This is a genomic window from Halomonas sp. KHS3 (assembly GCF_000830495.1).
GTDB lineage: Bacteria > Pseudomonadota > Gammaproteobacteria > Pseudomonadales > Halomonadaceae > Vreelandella > Vreelandella titanicae.
The window spans coordinates 88,913-105,841 of sequence record NZ_JWHY01000006.1 but is presented as its reverse complement, the minus strand read 5'-3'; the positions used below and the strand labels follow the sequence as shown (position 1 = coordinate 105,841).

At 54.7% G+C, this 16,929-nt stretch carries 14 protein-coding genes; 6 read left to right on the top strand and 8 right to left on the bottom strand.

The window, feature by feature from the left end; all coding sequences use genetic code 11:
* Window positions 1-86: 86 nt before the first annotated feature.
* The gene (locus RO22_RS15360; RefSeq protein ID WP_022521658.1) at window positions 87-932 is read left to right on the top strand and encodes a helix-turn-helix transcriptional regulator; all 846 of its coding nucleotides are present in this window, start codon (window positions 87-89) and stop codon (window positions 930-932) included.
* Between the two features lie 4 nt (window positions 933-936).
* Here RO22_RS15360 and RO22_RS15355 read toward each other — a convergent pair whose 3' ends face one another.
* The gene (locus tag RO22_RS15355; protein WP_041158729.1) at window positions 937-2,436 is read right to left on the bottom strand and encodes an aldehyde dehydrogenase; all 1,500 of its coding nucleotides are present in this window, start codon (window positions 2,434-2,436) and stop codon (window positions 937-939) included.
* Window positions 2,433-3,680, bottom strand: a complete 1,248-nt coding sequence (locus RO22_RS15350; protein ID WP_041158728.1) for a M20 family metallo-hydrolase — start codon at window positions 3,678-3,680, stop codon at window positions 2,433-2,435. The genes RO22_RS15355 and RO22_RS15350 overlap by 4 nt, the downstream gene beginning before the upstream one ends.
* A gap of 154 nt (window positions 3,681-3,834) precedes the next feature.
* Between RO22_RS15350 and RO22_RS15345 the strand changes: the two genes are divergently transcribed.
* The 3 genes from RO22_RS15345 (at window position 3,835) to aguA (ending at window position 7,789) form a co-directional block, all read left to right on the top strand.
* Window positions 3,835-5,241, top strand: a complete 1,407-nt coding sequence (locus RO22_RS15345; RefSeq protein WP_197029744.1) for an aminotransferase — start codon at window positions 3,835-3,837, stop codon at window positions 5,239-5,241.
* Window positions 5,242-5,315: 74 nt separating this feature from the next.
* Window positions 5,316-6,662, top strand: coding sequence for a Na+/H+ antiporter NhaC family protein (locus tag RO22_RS15340; RefSeq protein WP_041158727.1), 1,347 nt, complete (start codon window positions 5,316-5,318; stop codon window positions 6,660-6,662).
* Window positions 6,659-7,789 carry an agmatine deiminase gene (aguA, locus tag RO22_RS15335; protein ID WP_052475650.1) on the top strand — a complete coding sequence of 377 codons (1,131 nt, stop codon included), beginning with the start codon at window positions 6,659-6,661 and terminating at the stop codon, window positions 7,787-7,789. Before RO22_RS15340 ends, aguA begins: the two co-directional genes overlap by 4 nt.
* A gap of 72 nt (window positions 7,790-7,861) precedes the next feature.
* On the opposite strand, the gene RO22_RS15330 is transcribed toward aguA, so the two are convergent.
* Entirely contained in the window at window positions 7,862-8,980 is a 1,119-nt protein-coding gene (locus RO22_RS15330) for an alkene reductase (protein ID WP_041158726.1), read from the bottom strand.
* 182 nt (window positions 8,981-9,162) lie between these two features.
* Between RO22_RS15330 and RO22_RS15325 the strand changes: the two genes are divergently transcribed.
* Window positions 9,163-9,918, top strand: coding sequence for a FadR/GntR family transcriptional regulator (locus tag RO22_RS15325; RefSeq protein ID WP_027957091.1), 756 nt, complete (start codon window positions 9,163-9,165; stop codon window positions 9,916-9,918).
* A gap of 20 nt (window positions 9,919-9,938) precedes the next feature.
* On the opposite strand, the gene RO22_RS15320 is transcribed toward RO22_RS15325, so the two are convergent.
* The 5 genes from RO22_RS15320 to RO22_RS15300 form a co-directional block, all read right to left on the bottom strand.
* On the bottom strand, window positions 9,939-11,198 hold the full coding sequence (locus RO22_RS15320; RefSeq protein ID WP_083868645.1) for an allantoate amidohydrolase: 1,260 nt from the start codon (window positions 11,196-11,198) through the stop codon (window positions 9,939-9,941).
* A gap of 52 nt (window positions 11,199-11,250) precedes the next feature.
* Complete coding sequence (locus RO22_RS15315) at window positions 11,251-11,952, bottom strand: DUF1028 domain-containing protein (RefSeq protein ID WP_039857353.1); 702 nt, start codon at window positions 11,950-11,952, stop codon at window positions 11,251-11,253.
* Window positions 11,953-11,970: 18 nt separating this feature from the next.
* A complete protein-coding gene (locus tag RO22_RS15310; protein ID WP_022521668.1) occupies window positions 11,971-13,365 on the bottom strand; it encodes a YfcC family protein in 1,395 nt (464 codons plus the stop codon).
* A 172-nt stretch (window positions 13,366-13,537) separates the two neighbouring features.
* A complete protein-coding gene (locus tag RO22_RS15305; protein ID WP_041158724.1) occupies window positions 13,538-13,909 on the bottom strand; it encodes a hypothetical protein in 372 nt (123 codons plus the stop codon).
* Between the two features lie 137 nt (window positions 13,910-14,046).
* Window positions 14,047-15,234, bottom strand: a complete 1,188-nt coding sequence (locus RO22_RS15300) for a M24 family metallopeptidase (protein WP_041158723.1) — start codon at window positions 15,232-15,234, stop codon at window positions 14,047-14,049.
* 355 nt (window positions 15,235-15,589) lie between these two features.
* Here RO22_RS15300 and RO22_RS15295 point away from each other — a divergent pair, with 355 nt between their 5' ends.
* Window positions 15,590-16,882 (top strand): NAD(P)/FAD-dependent oxidoreductase, encoded by a 1,293-nt coding sequence (locus tag RO22_RS15295; protein WP_041158722.1) that lies wholly within the window; start codon window positions 15,590-15,592, stop codon window positions 16,880-16,882.
* Window positions 16,883-16,929: the final 47 nt, after the last annotated feature.

Genomic DNA, 16,929 nt, shown 5'->3' with positions numbered 1-16,929 from the left:
CGTAATGAGTCAATTGTCTTGCCTGAGTTTACCGTGTTCGCGCAAGGCAGTATTGTTTTGTCAAACAACCTAATGAAGCGCTACTCATGAAATACTGCTCAACAACCGATGATATCGATAGTACCTTTCTGGCAAGTGCGGGAAGTGCAGCTTGGCATCGGCATATGGCGAGCTTGGTACGCTCATCGGGACAGCGCGATTTCCCCGTTCGTCTGGAGCAAGTGCTGCGCGCGCTAACCGGTTTCGATACGATTCTGATCAATACCTACAAAGGGCGTCACAGACCACTACTGATTCACGACGATTACCCGTCTGAAAATCGCCCTCAAGCGATAGATCGCTACCTCAGCGGTGCGTATTTATTGGATCCTTTTTTTACCGCCATGAGTGGTGGCCTGGATAGCGGTGTGCACCGGTTGCGGGAGCTAGCCCCTGATCGTTTTGAATCCAGTGATTACTATGCTCACTATTATCGCGCGTTAGGATTGGCGGATGAGGTGGGTCTCTTCGCACGTGTGGGGGATGATGTCTTGATGGTGGTATCGCTGGGCTTTCAGGCAGAAGCTCCCTTGAAACGACGTGCATTGCAGGTGTTGAAGAATGTGGTGCCGATGATCGAAACCTTGTTGATGGAGTTCTGGAAATGGCAGGGCGTCCTCTTCCAGCCGACCTTGGAAAAGGACGCCCCGGTGGAAGCTGCCTTCGTAAGCTTTGGCCGAGAGGTTTTAACGGCACGTGAACAGGAAATCGTTCGTCTGTTGCTCGCAGGGCACTCCACCAAATCGGCGGCCCGGGAACTGGATATCAGCGATGGCACTGTGAAGGTACACCGCAAGCATATTTACCAGCGTCTGGATGTCTCCAGTCAATCGCAGTTGTTCCAGCTATTTCTTGAACACGTGGCCCTCATTTCCCGGCAGTTGAGAGGCTAAGGTGCTAGGTTTGTAGCGCCATCCAGATGGTTTTGATCTCGGTATACTCGTCAAGCGAGTGAAGCGATTTATCCCGCCCATTACCGGATTGCTTAACCCCACCGAACGGCACTGTCATGTCCGGGCCTGCCCAGTTGTTAACGTAGACTTGCCCGGAGTGCAGCTTGCGTGAGACGCGCATAATACGATCAATGTCCTGGCTCCAGACGGCGGCAGCCAAGCCGTAGTCGCTGTCGTTGGCAAGTGCCAAGGCCTCTTCTTCGGTATCGAAGCCAAAGACAGACAGCACCGGCCCGAAGATCTCTTCGCGACCTATCGTCATGGCTGGGGTGACATCGTCAAACACGGTAGGGGGAATAAAGAGTCCAGGGCCATCTAACGGCTGCCCGCCCGAGCGTAGCGTGGCGCCCTCTTCCTGCCCCTGACGGATATAATCAAGCACTCGTTGGTATTGAGTGTCATCCACCATCGCCCCCATAAAGCTTTGCGGGTCGAGTGGATCGCCTGGTTGCATGGCAGCCGCAGCGTCCACCACTTTCTCGACGAAAGCGTGGCGAATGCTGTTTTCCACCAATAGCCGCGAGCCAGCGATACAGACTTCACCTTGGTTATGAAAAATCGCCGCGGCCGCGTGCTGAGCTGCGGCGTCTAGATTTTTGCAGTCGGCAAAGATGATGTTGGGGCTTTTGCCACCGCACTCCAGATAAACGCGTTTCAAATTGGATTGGCCTGCGTACTGCATAAGCTGTTTGCCCACGGGAGTGGAGCCGGTAAAGGAGAGGCAGTCGACCTCCATCGACAGGGCTAGCGCTTTACCCACGGTATGGCCATAGCCGGGGAGTACTTGAAACACCCCGGCGGGCAGGCCCGCTTGTTGGCTTAGTTGGGCAAGGCGTAGCGCCGATAACGGCGATTTTTCTGACGGTTTGAGAATAACGCTGTTACCTGCCGCCAATGCCGGTGCAATCTTCCAGGCGGTCATCATGAGTGGGAAGTTCCAGGGGACGATGGATACCACCACCCCGAGTGGCTCGCGCACGATCAAGCCCAGGTGTTGGTCTCCCGTCGGGGCCACCTCACCGTAGAGCTTATCGATACTTTCGGCGGTATAGCGCAGGCAGCCGATGGCGCCGTCAATATCTCCCAGCGCACTGGTAATCGGTTTCCCCATATCCAGAGTGTCCAACAGGGCAAGCTCGTGCCTATGGGCCTGCATTAACGCCGCCAGGTCAAGCAGCGTGGTTTTGCGCTGACCGGGCGCGCGGCGCGACCACTCTCCCTGATCAAAGGCCTGCCGAGCTGCGCGGGTAGCGAGCTCGGCATCAGCGTCATCACAGCTGGCGACCTTGGCTAACACCTCGCCGGTGGCTGGGTTCACCGTGGTGAGTGTAGCTCCACGCTGTGCATCGACAAAGGTGTCGTTGATATAGGCGCGGGTTTCAAAGGAGAGTGTGTCTGCCAGTGATTGCCACTCGGCCTGGTTCGTTGGGGCAGTTGTACTCATTGGGTAACCTCAAGATCGTTAGCGTTGTGCAGTAGCGCGTCGCAAAGCACTTGGGTGCCAAGTGCACATTGCTCCGGCGTTGCGTACTCGGCTTCGTTATGGCTAATGCCATCGCGGCAGGGAATAAAGATCATCGCGGTGGGTGCCTCCCGTGCTACATAAACCGCATCATGGCCCGCCCCACTGAGCATTCGGCGGTAAGCGATGCCGCGTGCCTTTGTGGCCTGTTCGATGGATGCAATGCATTGGTCGTTAAATGCCACCACCGGGGAGTTCCAGAGGCGTTGCGGCGTTACCACGACACCAAAGGTCTCTACCAAGGCATCCAGCTCGCTATAGAAGCGGGCCTCCAGCGTGTCTAGCTGATCGTCGTGCACATGACGAAGGTCGACAGTCAGGGTGACCCGGGCAGGAATCACGTTGCGAGAAGGCGTATCGATCTCCAGGCAGCCAAAGGTCACCTTGCTGTCACCGCTGGTGTCGGTGGCGGCGATGGCGTATAGCCGATCAATGAGCCGGGCGGCAGCGGCCAGGGCGTCGTGACGATATGCCATGGGGGTGGTGCCCGCATGGGCAGCGCTGCCTTCAATCGTCAGGTCAAACCAGCGCATCCCTTGCACACCGGTGACCACACCGATATCTAAGCCCTCCTCTTCAAGTACCGGCCCCTGTTCGATATGCAGTTCCAGAAAACTGGCTAACCGAGGCTCGCCAATGGGCAGGCTGCCCTTCATGCCTGTCTCCTCAAGGGCCTGTCCAAAACTGATCCCTTTTTCGTCCTGCCGAGCCAGGGTCTCATCCACCGTAAACACCCCCGCATAGGTGCCGGAAGCCATCATCGCGGGGGCAAAACGGCTGCCTTCCTCGTTCGTCCAAACGATCAGTTCCAGAGGTCGTTCGGTAACGATTTGCTGGTCGTGTAGGGTGCGAAACACTTCCAGACCCGCGAGAACCCCCAGCACGCCGTCGAAACGACCGCCTTTGGGCTGTGTATCCAGGTGGCTGCCGACAGCGGCGGGCTCAAGGTCGTCACGTGTACCGGGGCGGCGGAAAAAAAGGTTCCCCACGGCATCACTGCGAACATGGCAGCCAATATCGGCGCACCACTCGATCAACTGCTGCCGACCGGCGGTATCTTCGGGGGTCAGTGCCAAGCGGTTGCTGCCGCCGTTGGTGGTAGCGCCGATCTCTGCCATGGCCATTAAACTTGACCACAATCGCTGGCCATCAATGGACACTTGCATGGCGTGTCTCCTGTTGTGTTTGTTGGGTTAAGGAGATCCACCATAGGAGGCCTTTCGCGCAGCCGATATACCCCAATGGGGATATATTCCCGACACTGTTTTCCCCGCTAGCCTGTGAAGTCACCTCAACAACGGCTTCCTAATAAGCGAGGGTATGACGATGACTCAACAGCAGGCGAAAGGCTCTTACGACGCGCAAGACCTTTGGCAAAAAGATAAAAATCACTTTATCCATCCCTTTACCGACTTCAGTGTGTTCCACGAAAATGGCTGTGACTTAATTACCGACAGTGATGGTATCTATGTCGAAGATGCACACGGCAACCGCTTTATCGATGGGATTGCCGGCCTGTGGTGTGTCAATGTGGGCCACGGCCGTGCCGAAATTGGCCAGGCGATGGCCGAGCAAGCCACACGCATGGCCTACTTTTCCACTTTTAACAATCTCTCCAATGCCCCGGCCACCGAGCTGGCGGCCAAGCTCTCAGAGCTTGCGCCTGCCCACTTGAACCATGTGTTTTATAGCTGCGGCGGGTCAACGGCAAACGATGCCACCATCCGGCTTGTGCATTACTACTTCAATCGCTTGGGCAAGCCTTCGAAAAAGCGGATCTTGTCGCGCACCAATGCCTACCACGGCACCACCTACATGGCGGCGAGCCTGACCGGTATCGCCAGCAATAACTGGCAGTTCGATACACTTGATCTGGTGACCCATCTGAGCGAAGCCAACTGCTATCGCCGCCCAGAGGGGATGAGTGAGGCCGAGTATTGTGATCACCTGGTCGATGAACTCGAGCAAACCATTGACCGGCTAGGGGCGGATAACATAGCGGCCTTTATTGCTGAGCCAATCATGGGCGCGGGGGGCGTATTGGTGGCACCACAGGGCTACCATTCCCGCGTGCAGGCCATATGCCGTGCCAACGATATTCTGTTCATTGCTGATGAAGTGGTGACAGGCTTTGGACGTTTAGGGCACTTCTTTGCCTCAGAAGCCGTGTTTGAAACCCAGCCCGATATTATCAATGTGGCGAAAGGGCTTTCATCTGGGTATGCCCCATTAGGTGCAACGCTGATATCTGACGCCCTGTATGCGGTGCTAAGTACTCCTCAAGGCCCCGGCGGAGTATTGAGCACCGGCTTCACCTATTCTGGGCATCCCGTGAGCTGTGCTGCAGCGCTTAAAAATATCGAAATCATTGAGCGCGAAGGCATTTGTGAGAATGTTCGCGAAGTTGGCCCCTATCTTGAATCCAAGCTCAAAACGCTCGCCTCTCATGAAACGGTAGGTGATATACGTGGCAGTCATTTCATGATGGCGATTGAAAATGTGGCTAATAAAACAACCAAAGAATTACTCCCCGTTGACGCGCGCGTAGGTGACCGCGTGGCCGCTGAAGCACAGAAACGTGGTTTGATTATTCGGCCGGTTGGTCATCTCAATATCATCTCGCCGCCCCTGATCTGGACGCGTCAAGTAGTCGACGACGTCGTTGCTATTCTCGACGAAGCGTTTGCCGCCACCACGCGCTCACTTAAAGCGGATGGTTACCTATAAACACTGCTATTCGGGACGGGCGTTAGCGCCCGTCTTCAGTAGTGACCTACGACAACGATAAAGGGGAATAACCAATGGAAGAGTATGGAGCTTTAAGCCTTATACCCACGTTAGTGGTTTTAGTCATGGCGATTATTACCAAGCGCACGATTGAGTCCCTTCTGGCAGGCGCGCTGGTAGGCTTATTAATGTTTCAACCCCTCAATGTCATTACCCAAGGGTCGGATATACTGCTATCGGTATTGGGTAATGACACGGTGACATGGATTATTCTGGTGTGCGGGCTATTTGGTAGCTTGATTGCCTTGCTGGTAAAAACCGGAGGGGTGTTAAGCTTTGGTGATGCCGTTACCCGACGCATCCATACCCGCCGACAAAGCTTGTTAGCTACCTGGGGGCTGGGACTAATAATTTTTGTCGATGACTATCTCAATGCGCTGACCATTAGCGCTTCCATGAAGAAAATCACTGATCGCTTTAACATATCCCGTGAGAAGTTGGCCTATATCGTTGACTCCACTGCAGCGCCGATCTGTATTCTCGTACCGTTTTCCACCTGGGCTGTGTTCTTTGCAGGTTTGCTGGAAGAGAACAATGTCGCTGGTAACGGCATGGAGCTGTACATCCAAGCCATACCGTTTATGTTTTACGCCTGGATAGCGGCGGCGCTGGTGCCCCTGGTGGCACTGGGCATTATCCCCAACCTTGGCCCGATGCGAGCAGCAGAGGCGCGTGCTGAAGCTGGCCAGCCGCAACCAGATGGCGCTGATGACAGCGCGCTGGAAATAGAAGATACAGGCAAAAAACGCCCTCATCTGCTCAATTTTCTGCTTCCCATTGCGACGCTGATTTTCTTCACCTGGTATTTTGAGATTGATGTGTTGCGCGGCGTGATTGTGGCGCTTGCAGTGACGCTAGTGCTTATCGCGGTGCAACGGCTATTAAGCTTTAACGATACGTTTGATACCGCGCTAGATGGTTTCAAAGCCATGATTATGCCACTCGGCACGCTGGTGGCTGGGTTTGTGCTTAAGGAGGTCAATGACCTACTTGGCTTAACCAACTATGTGATCGAGAGTGTTCAACCTTTAATGACCGCGGGTATGCTACCGGCGGTTGTCTTCGTCACCATGGCCTTTCTCGCTTTTGCGACCGCCTCCTTCTGGGGACTGTTTGCCGTGGCGATGCCTATCGTATTACCGCTTGCCAGTAGTATGGATGCGCATATGCCGCTCGTGGTGGGGGCTTTAATCTCCGCCAGTGCCTTTGGCAGCCACGCCTGCTTTTACGGTGATTCTACCGTCCTTTCTGCCCAAGGGGCGGGGTGTACGCCAATGGCCCATGCGTTAACGCAACTTCCCTATGTCCTAATAGCCGCTGCCGTGGCAACGGGCTTCTTTATAGTGGTGGGGAATATATGAAACACGCGACGACCTTTCCTACAACGGCCACCGAACCTCTGGCGGGTGAGCCAACACCCAGAGCATTAGGCTTTTCAATGCCAGCGGAGTTTGCCCCCCATTCTGCCTGCTGGATGCTGTGGCCCCAGCGCCCCGATACATGGCGCTACGGTGCGAAGCCCGCTCAGCAAGCCTTTGTGGATGTGGCTGTGGCGATTGCTGAGAGCGAGACGGTCTTCGTGGGGGTTAACGATGAGCAGTATGAAAATGCCCGCAACCAGTTGCCTGCGCATATTCGGGTGGTTGAGTTGTCCAGCAATGATGCTTGGATGCGCGATGTCGGCCCCACCTTCATTACCCATCCCGATGGGCGACTCGCCATGGTGGACTGGGAGTTCAATGCCTGGGGCGGGTTGAAGGAGGGGCTCTACTTCCCATGGGACAAAGACAAGCGGGTTCGCTGTAAAATCAGTGAGATGCTGGGTATTCAACGATTCGAGGCCCCGCTCGTATTAGAAGGAGGAGCCATTCATGTGGATGGTGAAGGTACGCTCATTACCACGGAAGAGTGCTTGCTGAATCCTAATCGTAATCCGGAGATGAGCCGCGCCACGATCGAACACTGGCTGCAGGAGTATTTAGGTGTCAGTCACATCATCTGGTTACCGCGTGGCTGTTATCTCGACGAGACCGATGGCCACGTTGACAACCTGTGCTGCTTTATTGCGCCAGGCCATGTTGCGCTAACGTGGTGTGAGGATGAGCAAGATCCCCAGGGCGCTATTTGCCGGGAAGCCTTGCGTGTGCTGGAAAACGCCACGGATGCTCAAGGTAGGCGGCTCACTATTCATAAGCTGCCCCAGCCAGGCCCTCTACATATTGCCGAGGATGAGGCCAGTGGGATTGATCGCCTGAACAGCTCGCATCCCCGCTTACCTGGGGATCGCATGGCAGGCTCTTACGTCAACTTTTATATTAGTAACTCGGCCATTGTGATGCCCTTGCTGGATCCTCGTTACGATGAACAGGCCAGAGGCATCCTATCCCGGTTATTTCCCACGAAGAGGGTGATCGGCGTTGCGGCAAGGGAAATACTGCTTGGCGGCGGGAACATTCACTGCATAACTCAGCAGCAACCACGCGTATAGCGTTTCGCAGGAAAAACGCCCTGTTCAGCCACAGGCTGAACAGGGCGTGGTGATAAAAATCACTCTTGGTCGTTACTGAATACGGTCATAGCCGTTATCCATGAACGGATAGTCGGTGTAACCTTTTTCATCGCCACCGTAGAAGGTTTCGTGGTTCGGCTCGGTCAGTGGGGCGTTGACGCGGAAGCGCTCTGGCAAGTCGGGGTTGGCGATGTAGGGGCGGCCAAAGGCCACGGCATCAGTGGTGTTCTCGCTGATGCGTTTTTCGGCGCGCTCTGCATCGTAGTTACCGCAGTAGATCAGGCTACCGCTAAAGCGCTCACGCATCTGCTCACGGAAACCGTCAGGGAAGGTGATATCGCCACCGGCCCAGTTGGGCTCGTTCAGGTGCAGATAGGCCAACCCACGCTTTGAAAGCTGCTCAGCCATGTAGAACGCCATCGCTTCCGGCTCGTCGTCGGTCAAACCAAACAGTTCGATAAACGGCGTCATGCGGATGCCGACCCGGTCAGCCCCGTAAACGTCAATCACCGCATCAACCACTTCCAGCGGGAAGCGAGCCCGGTTTTCCAGCGATCCGCCATACTGGTCGGTACGCTTGTTGGTGCCCGTCGCCAGGAACTGGTTAAGCAAGTAGGCATTCGCGGCGTGGACTTCGACCATGTCAAAGCCGGCACGCTTGGCGCGTTCGGCCGCTTGGCGATAGTCGGCAACAATGCCTGGGATCTCGTCGGTTTCCAGTGCACGTGGCGTGCTGGTGGGGTGCTGACCCGCGGTGCCATCTTCAAACTCTACGAAACACAGGGCGCCTTCGCCTTTCAAGGCACTCGGTGCTACCGGCTGTTGGCCGTCAGGTTGAACCATTTCGTGAGAAACTCGCCCAACGTGCCACAGTTGCAGAGCAATACGGCCACCTTTGGCGTGTACTGCGTCAACAACGCCTTTCCAGCCTGTTTCCTGCTCATCCGTCCAAATACCGGGTGTATACACGTAGCCACGGGCAGTGGGAGATATGTTGGTGGCTTCGCTGATGATCAGTCCCGCTCCTGCGCGCTGGCCATAGTAAGCTTCCTGAATTTCATCCGGTACGCTATCGGGTGTACGCGCACGTGTCAGTGGCGCCATAACAACCCGGTTAGGAATCGATAGGCTACCCAGTTGGAGGGGAGTAAACAGTGTTTCGAAAGCCATCAATTAAGCTCCTTTTGAATGCTTCGATGAAATAGTACGCACAAGAATAGACCAGTTTACTAGTTAGTGCCAGCCAGATATTTTTAAACGTATTTATGCGCTAGATAACCTTTTATGTGGCATCCAAACTCGCGATCTCTCTGGTACTCTTGCTGCTTATTACCAAGGATGTTGTTGATAGCATGTTAAAAAACGCCCCTCAGCGCCGCCCTTATCAGGTGGCGGAAACCATTAAATGCTGGATCGTGGACAGGCACCTAAAGCCGGGTGACCGGCTACCTAGCGAGTCGGAACTGATGGAGACCCTGCAGGTGTCGAAAGGGACAGTGCGCGAGAGTACGCGAGTACTGGAAGCCCAGGGGTTGGTCGAAACTCGCACAGGGCCCGGAGGCGGCGCTTTTGTGCGTGAGATGAGCGAGGCCAAAGCGGTATCGCTATTAAGTAATTACCTGTTTTTCAAAGAGATATCAATCAAGGATATCTACCAGATACGCTTGGCGTTAGAGCCTGAACTAGCCGCTTCGTTAGCCGGTAAAGTGGCTGCCAGTGATATGGTGCGTTTACGTGAAAGCCTGCATAGTTACGCAGACCCTGCGGACGATAGTGAGACTGAGCGTCAGCAACATCTTGATTCGCTGCATTTCCACCTAATGCTCGCTGAACTGGCCGGTGGCAATCAACTGCTGACATTTATTATCCGCTTCACCATACAGGTGCTCTCAGATCTGACGATTTATCACCGTCTCTATGAGCCAGTTACCCACGATTTAGGACAGACTGGCTGTCGTTATCATGCAGAAATTTTGGATGCCATTGAGCTTGGCGATGCCGAAAGCGCCTATAACATCATGCGCGAGCATATGCTTGATGCCCAACAAGTGATGAATCAGCAGGAGGCTCAGGTACGCCGAGGCTTTTTACCTGAGCCACTAGCGTAACGGGCTGAGGGCGGAAAACGCTATGGACGTGGCAGCTGCTGTAAAAATGCCATGATCACTCGCGTCGCGACTTCGCCGTCTTCGGCGGTAATAGCTTCGTCTGGGTGGTGGCTAAGCCCATCTTTACAGCGTACAAACAGCATGCCGATATCGGTTAATGCCTGCATCGCTAAGCCATCATGCCCAGCGCCGCTAAACATTCGCTCTGCCGGTTGGCCAACCTGGGTGCACGCCTGTTCGAGGGCGGTCATCATCCAGTCTGCACAGGCCACCGCATCGGCGCTGTAAGTGTTTTCAATATTAATGGTTAATCCGCGGCGAGTGGCGACTTCCGTTAAGGCAGCTGTTACGACGTCTCGCCCTTGCTGGCGAATGCTCGCTTTGGGTGAGCGCAGCTCTATCGTGAACGTTACCTGAGCAGGTATAACGTTGACCGCATTGGGGTGGACATCGAGCCTGCCCACCACGCCGACCAACTCATCGGTATTCTGCAGTACGCTATCGATGGCAAGCACCATTTCCGCCGCGCCGACTAGCGCGTCATGACGTATGCCCATCGGTGTAGTGCCTGCGTGTCCGGCCTTGCCGCTTAGCGTGACTTGGTGGCGTTCAATGCCTGTTAAAGCCGTAACGATCCCCACGGCATGATCGCGCTGTTCCAGGATTGGCCCTTGTTCAATATGTACTTCTAAAAATCCCAAGGTGTTGGCAGGGTCGCGGGCGGTAGCGGGGATATCCTCAGGTGTGCAACCGAAGGCTATTAATGCCTCTCGCAGAGAGATTCCCTCGGCATCCTGGGCTTCCAGTTGGTCAGGTGTCACGCTCCCGGCCAGCGCTTTACTGCCGACCAGCGTGGTAGGGAAGCGAACGCCCTCTTCGTCGCCAAACGCGACCACTTCTATCCCGAATGGCAGCGTCACGCCTTCGCGTTTAAGTGCCTCCAAGGCCAATAGCGGTAGGGCCACGCCCAGCATGCCGTCGTATTTGCCGCCTTCTATCACTGAATCTTGATGAGATCCCATAATGAAGGTTTTCTCACCCGCTTGAGCCTTGGGGCAGCGACCCACAAGATTGCCTGCGGCATCCAGTTGGGGAGTAAGCCCCGCGTGTTCCATCCAGCGACTGATTAACGGCAGTACCTGACGATGCGCCTGGGAGCAGAACAGTCGCGTGACACCGGGGCCTGGCTCAGAGTATTGGGCAGCTTCGTCCAGGCGTTCAATCAATGCCGTTCCCAGTTCGCCTTGGTTAAAAGCAGTGTGAGCAACCGTGTTGATCATAAACTCTCCAATAGGTGCTGGCAGAGGGGCCAGCAAAAGAGTAGAAATGCTTTTAGCGCAGCGGCAGTTGACGCCAAAAGGCTTGAAAGTTCTCGGCCATAAACTCATCGACTAACGCCCGCAATGCGCCGACGACGTCCTCCGACCAGTCGATGCGCAAATCGATAGGCGCTTGATGAAAAGATTCGATACGCAGCGCGGCCGAGCGCGCACCGCGCTTATCGCCACCCGCTGATAGAGCAGCATCAAGAGCATCAATCAGATGCGTAAGCAGATGTTGGTCGTGATGAATAGGGAAGCGGGGCGACTCGTCGCGCTGAATGGCAGCGCTGCTATTAGTGGCGCTAAGGCGTAAAAATTGCTCTGCAAAAATCCTCACGACCTCGGTGCTCTGCAGCATATTCCCAGCGGCAGCGACGCTAGGGAAGCAGGTTTCAGCCACTTCCGGCACATTCTCTGCACCTGAATGTGCTGATGTGCGGCCGTGAGAATCCATCACCAAACATTGGCGCGATCCCGAGTCGTTGTCTTCGCTAATGGCGGCGCGAAGCGCCTGCCGGGCGCTGGCGCCCGCGGCAAGTGCTTCATATATCCGAGCTGGGTACCACGGGTTGGTAAAGCGCCCTTGGGTGGCGCATGCCCCAATGCCTCGCCAACAGTGATGTACATAGCCTCCCACCGCCACTCCGCCTGTAGCGGTGATAGCCGCGACGGTGCCTGTGGCAGGATTGCAATGAACGAGAGAAAGCGTCATCGCGGTTTCCTCTATTGTTCAGTAACCCACCAAGTGGCCAATCACCAACCCTACCCAGGCTAATACATACACCAACGCCATAAAGGGCATAATCGCCTTCAACCACTGGGCGTATGAGACGCGCCCCAACGCCAGCATGGCGAGTGTGCCGCCAGACGTGGGAACAATCAGGTTCGTTAAGCCGTCGCCGACTTGGAATGCAGTGATCATCAGTTGACGGCTCATACCCACAAGATCCGCCACTGGAATCAGAATGGGCATTGTCACCAGTGCCTGACCAGAACCGGAAGGGATAAAGAGGTTGATAATACCCTGCACCACACTGGCCATAATCGCGGAAAATATTGACGGAATGCCGTCGATCATAGCGCTCAGCGAGTTAACGATGGTGTCAATAATCACTGCTTGCTCAAGAATGACCTGAATAGAGGCCGCCACCCCGATCACCAGCGCGCCTGCGGTTACGCTGGCAGCACCCTCCATCATCTGTTTAACAATACCGTTGGCCGATAGGCCGTTTAAGGCGCCAATGATGATCGCCAGGAGCAGGAAAGTACCTGCAATTTCATTGATATACCAACCGCGAGTGAACACGCCAATGAGCATAGCGACTAGTCCACCCACAAACACGACCATCGTAAGAATGTTGCGTTTGGTGAGAGAGTATTCGCTAAGCGGCTTGCTCAGTGCTTCCGCGTTATCCGGCTCTTCAAACTCCATTTTGACGACGCGTTTGCAGATATACAGCGAGAGCAGTGCAAGTGACGAAAGCACCAGCAACGTACGTAGCCAAGCGCCAGAGAAGGTCGGCAGTTCCGCGATCCCTTGAGCAACCCCCACGGTATAGGGATTGATGGGCGAGAGCGCAAAACCAATCCCAATACCACCAACGGCCATAGCGGTACCCACCAAACTGGAGCAGCCAATGGCGCTGGCGATGAGAACCGCAATGGGGACTAATGCAATGTTGTTTTCAAACCCGACGGCGACACCAAAAAAGCCGTAGATAAAGGTACCGACGACAATAATCACGTTACGCCGCTCAACGCCAACACGATTAACCGCTACGCCGATCGCGTTCTCTAACGCGCCGGTCTTTTGCAGAATATGAAACAGACCACCGGCGATAAAGACGATAAATAAATACTGCGAGGCGGAGATAAGCCCTTCAGGAATTGCCACAAAAATATTGAAGAGTGGGATGTTGGCAACGTCTTCCAAGTAGGCAAAAGAGCCCGGCACCACCACCGTTCGGCCATCTTGGGTAACACGTTCAAACTCACCAGCGGGGATAATGAAGGTCAGAAAATAGGTAGCAACCAGAATAATAAAGATTAGCACCATGGGGTCGGGAACCGCCTGATACCACTTTTTACGCGAGCCAGAGGCTGCCGCGGTTTGTTGTTCAGCCATGAGGATACCCTGTCTTGTGATGTGTCTCAGCGTTGACGCTCGTTGGCGCCTCACTTTGAATTTATCATGATAAATAGCAGGGTCAAGCAAGGCTGAATTTTCAAACGGCAGGAACACGCCGATTAGACCGATTTGGAGGCCTTAATCGCACGCTTGTTTGTGGAAAAGGGAATTAACGTCGTTGCCAAGGCCAGCGCCGTTTGGCAGGAGTGTCGATCTGCTGGAGAGCACTAGAGAGTGGCAGCATAATGGCACCCAGTTGGCGATAGCAGACCGAGCTGCTGAGCACCCCTGGGCACTGTTTGAGTAGCAGCTCGCACTGTTGCGAGGCGATATAGAGCTGTTCGGTGACGGCTGGGGCGAACAGCGGTTTGGCTTGTTGGCAGCAGCGAGTGAGCTCCCGCGCCAGCATGGAAAGCATGCTGGTATCCATCCAGCAGGGCAGCGGGTCTTCCAGGCGGCCAGCAATAGAGTGCTGAACCGCTTCAAAAGAGGTGCGCAAAAATATCAACGTTTGGCGAAGTTGGCGTTGCTCACTGGTCATAGTGCTTACCTTTACCTCAAGTGATCGTCACCTCATATAGATGAGAGAGATAAAAATAGTGTTTCTCATTTGCATCTGTGATGACGATAGCGCTACTCCATCGAGCTGTCAATACTGTGACTATAAGGCGCAAGATCCTATGAGCGCGCCTCAAACAGCTGCCAGTCGTTATTGGTTAGCGGTTTGGCTCCGCTTTCAGTCACCACCACAGTGTCGCTTATTCCTACGCCCCACTGACCAGGTACGCGTAGGCAGAGCGGCAGGTGAAACACCATATTGGCTTCGAAGGTGCGGTTCTGACCTTTGGCGATAAAGCCGGTGCCCTCCACCCAGCTAGGTGGAAACTGCGCACCCACGGCGTAGCCAAATACACCGGAGAAGAAATACTGGTCGCGCTGAGGTGCGAGCAGGGCGTCGGCAGCCTGGGCGGCGGCATCAAAGGTGTTGCCAGGCCGCATGGCGCTGCACAGCGCTTCAAAAATTGAGCGGCATAGATCCCGGGTAGCGGAGAGAGCTGGGCTTGGCACGCCTGTTACCGCGGTGCGCATCATGGGGGCGGTGTAGCGTTGATAAGCGGCGCCAAACTCTAAGAAAACCGGCTCATTGGCCTGGATAACACGCCGTTTATGGTTGACGTGAATCACGCCAATGCGGTGCCCGCTGGTCACAATGGGCTGTAGGCTCATAAACTCGCTGCCATTTTCGAGCAACGCCTTGGCACCCGCGGCGGCAATTGCGTTATCGGTCATGCCGGGGCGAATGCACTGTATGGCGATCTCTAAACCTAGGGCGGTTATGCGTGCGCTCTCTTGCAGCATCTCCAGTTCAGCAGGGCTTTTAACAATTCTGATGGCATCGACTAACGCGCCTGCCTCGCTAAAGCGTTCACGGCCAATGGTCTGCATCAGCGCATCAATGACGCCAAAGCGTAGCCCGCTGCTCCAGCCATCAATACCGATTTTTTGGCAGGGGGCAAGCAGATCTGCCAAAGGGGTGATGATTTCATCCAGGTTTTCCCAGCGATAGCCGATGATCTCATCCACTCGGGCGGTGACCACTGCGGCACCGGTTTCAATCGAGGCGACTTGCAACACTAACCGCTCTTGGGTGCAGACCAGGCAGGCGTGCACCGAGACTTCAAAGGTGTGATAGCCGGTGAGGTAATTGATATCGGCGGGGTCGGTGAGCAGCAACGCATCTAGCGTTTGCTGTGCCATGGCCTGACGAACCTTTGCCAAGCGCGCTTCGTACTCAGCCGCGGGAAAGGGCAGTTCACTTTGGGCGAGCGTTTCCGCAAGGGCTGTGCGGTAGTGGTGGTAATCCATAGCGACCTCCATCAATAGGTAAGGTCAGTATAGGCACTTGCTTTAAGCTCGCTTTTATCTCACTCAACGCTAGCGGGTGAACGGGAAAGTTTCCTGCGAAAAGTAGAAAATGGCGCAACCGGCTAGTATGAAAGATCGCCTTCATAGGGGCGGTATATAAAACGAGAGGTAACTTCTTCTAATGTAATGGTCATTCCTTTTTTTTATGAGTGAGTGTTGCTTTTTTAATAACATTTTCTTGTGGGGTGGAAAGTGTTTTTCCTCTGCAAGTCCTGTATATGCTGATGCTTGCGCATTATGTCAGCGATCTATATGATCATGTTGGTTAAAATAATCAACAAAAGGAAGGTGGTAAATGCAACCTCAAACTTCTTCTGGTCATGTGGCTTCCTACTATGCGGCATCGTCAAACTCCACGTCACAAAGGCCCATGCTGGAGGGGGATGTGGAGTGTGATGTCTGTGTCGTGGGGGCTGGATTTACAGGTATCTCAGCAGCGCTGCATTTGGCGGAACGCGGTCACCGAGTGGTGGTGCTGGAAAGTGTTGCGATAGGCTTCGGAGCTTCCGGTCGCAATGGCGGGCAGATCGTTAATAGCTATAGCCGTGATATGGATGTTATCGAAAAACAAAACGGCGCTGAAACCGCCCGAGCGCTGGGGGCTATGGCATTCGAGGGTAACCAAATTATCCGTCAGCGCATTGAAAAGTATCAGATCAACTGCGACCTAAAAGATGGCAACCTTTTTGCCGCCTGTAATAAGAAACAGTGGGAAGGCTTAAAGGATCAAAAAAGCTTATGGGAACGCTATGGTCATCAGGAGCTTGAGCTGCTGGAAGGCGAAGAGGTCAAGCGCGAGATAGGCAGCGAACGCTATGTCGGCGCCTTGGTGGATCACTCTGGTGGGCATTTGCACCCCCTCAATCTAGTGCTGGGGCAGGCGGCGGCGCTGGAGTCGTTGGGTGGAAAGATTTTTGAACACTCCCCCGTAGCAAGAGTGGAACACGGTGAGCCGGTAACGCTGCATACCCCCAAGGGACGAGTGACTGCTCAGCGGGTGGTCATGGCTGGCAATGCCTATTTGCAAGGGTTGCTACCCAAGCTGGAAAGCAAAGCGATGCCTTGTGGCACCCAGATCATTACTACTGAGCCGCTGTCTGCAGAGTTAGCCTCGCGACTACTGCCGAATAACAAAGCGGTAGAGGATTGTAATTACCTCTTGGATTACTATCGCCTGACCGCCGATAACCGTCTACTGTATGGCGGAGGCGTGAACTATGGCGGGCAAGAGCCCACCAGTATCGAGGCCGCTATTCGGCCGAAAATGCTGAAGACCTTCCCAGAACTTGGCGATGTTCGAGTCGATTACGCCTGGAGCGGTAACTTCTTGCTAACACTCAACCGCCTGCCGCAATTTGGCCGCATTAATAGCAACGTTTACTACGCGCAGGGGTACTCTGGCCATGGGGTAACGTGCTCCCATCTGGCTGGCAAGTTAGTGGCAGAAACGATTAGCGGTGAAGAAGCGCGTTTCGAAGCCTTTGCGCAGATTTCCCACCTGCCCATGCCCGGTGGGCGTCTGTTACGTGTGCCGCTTTCCGCGATGGGAGCATGGTTCTACGCCATGCGTGACCGGTTGGCGGTTTAGGGCCTGTTGATCAGTTTGATGATGGTTTGAAAGTGGGCTGGCGGATA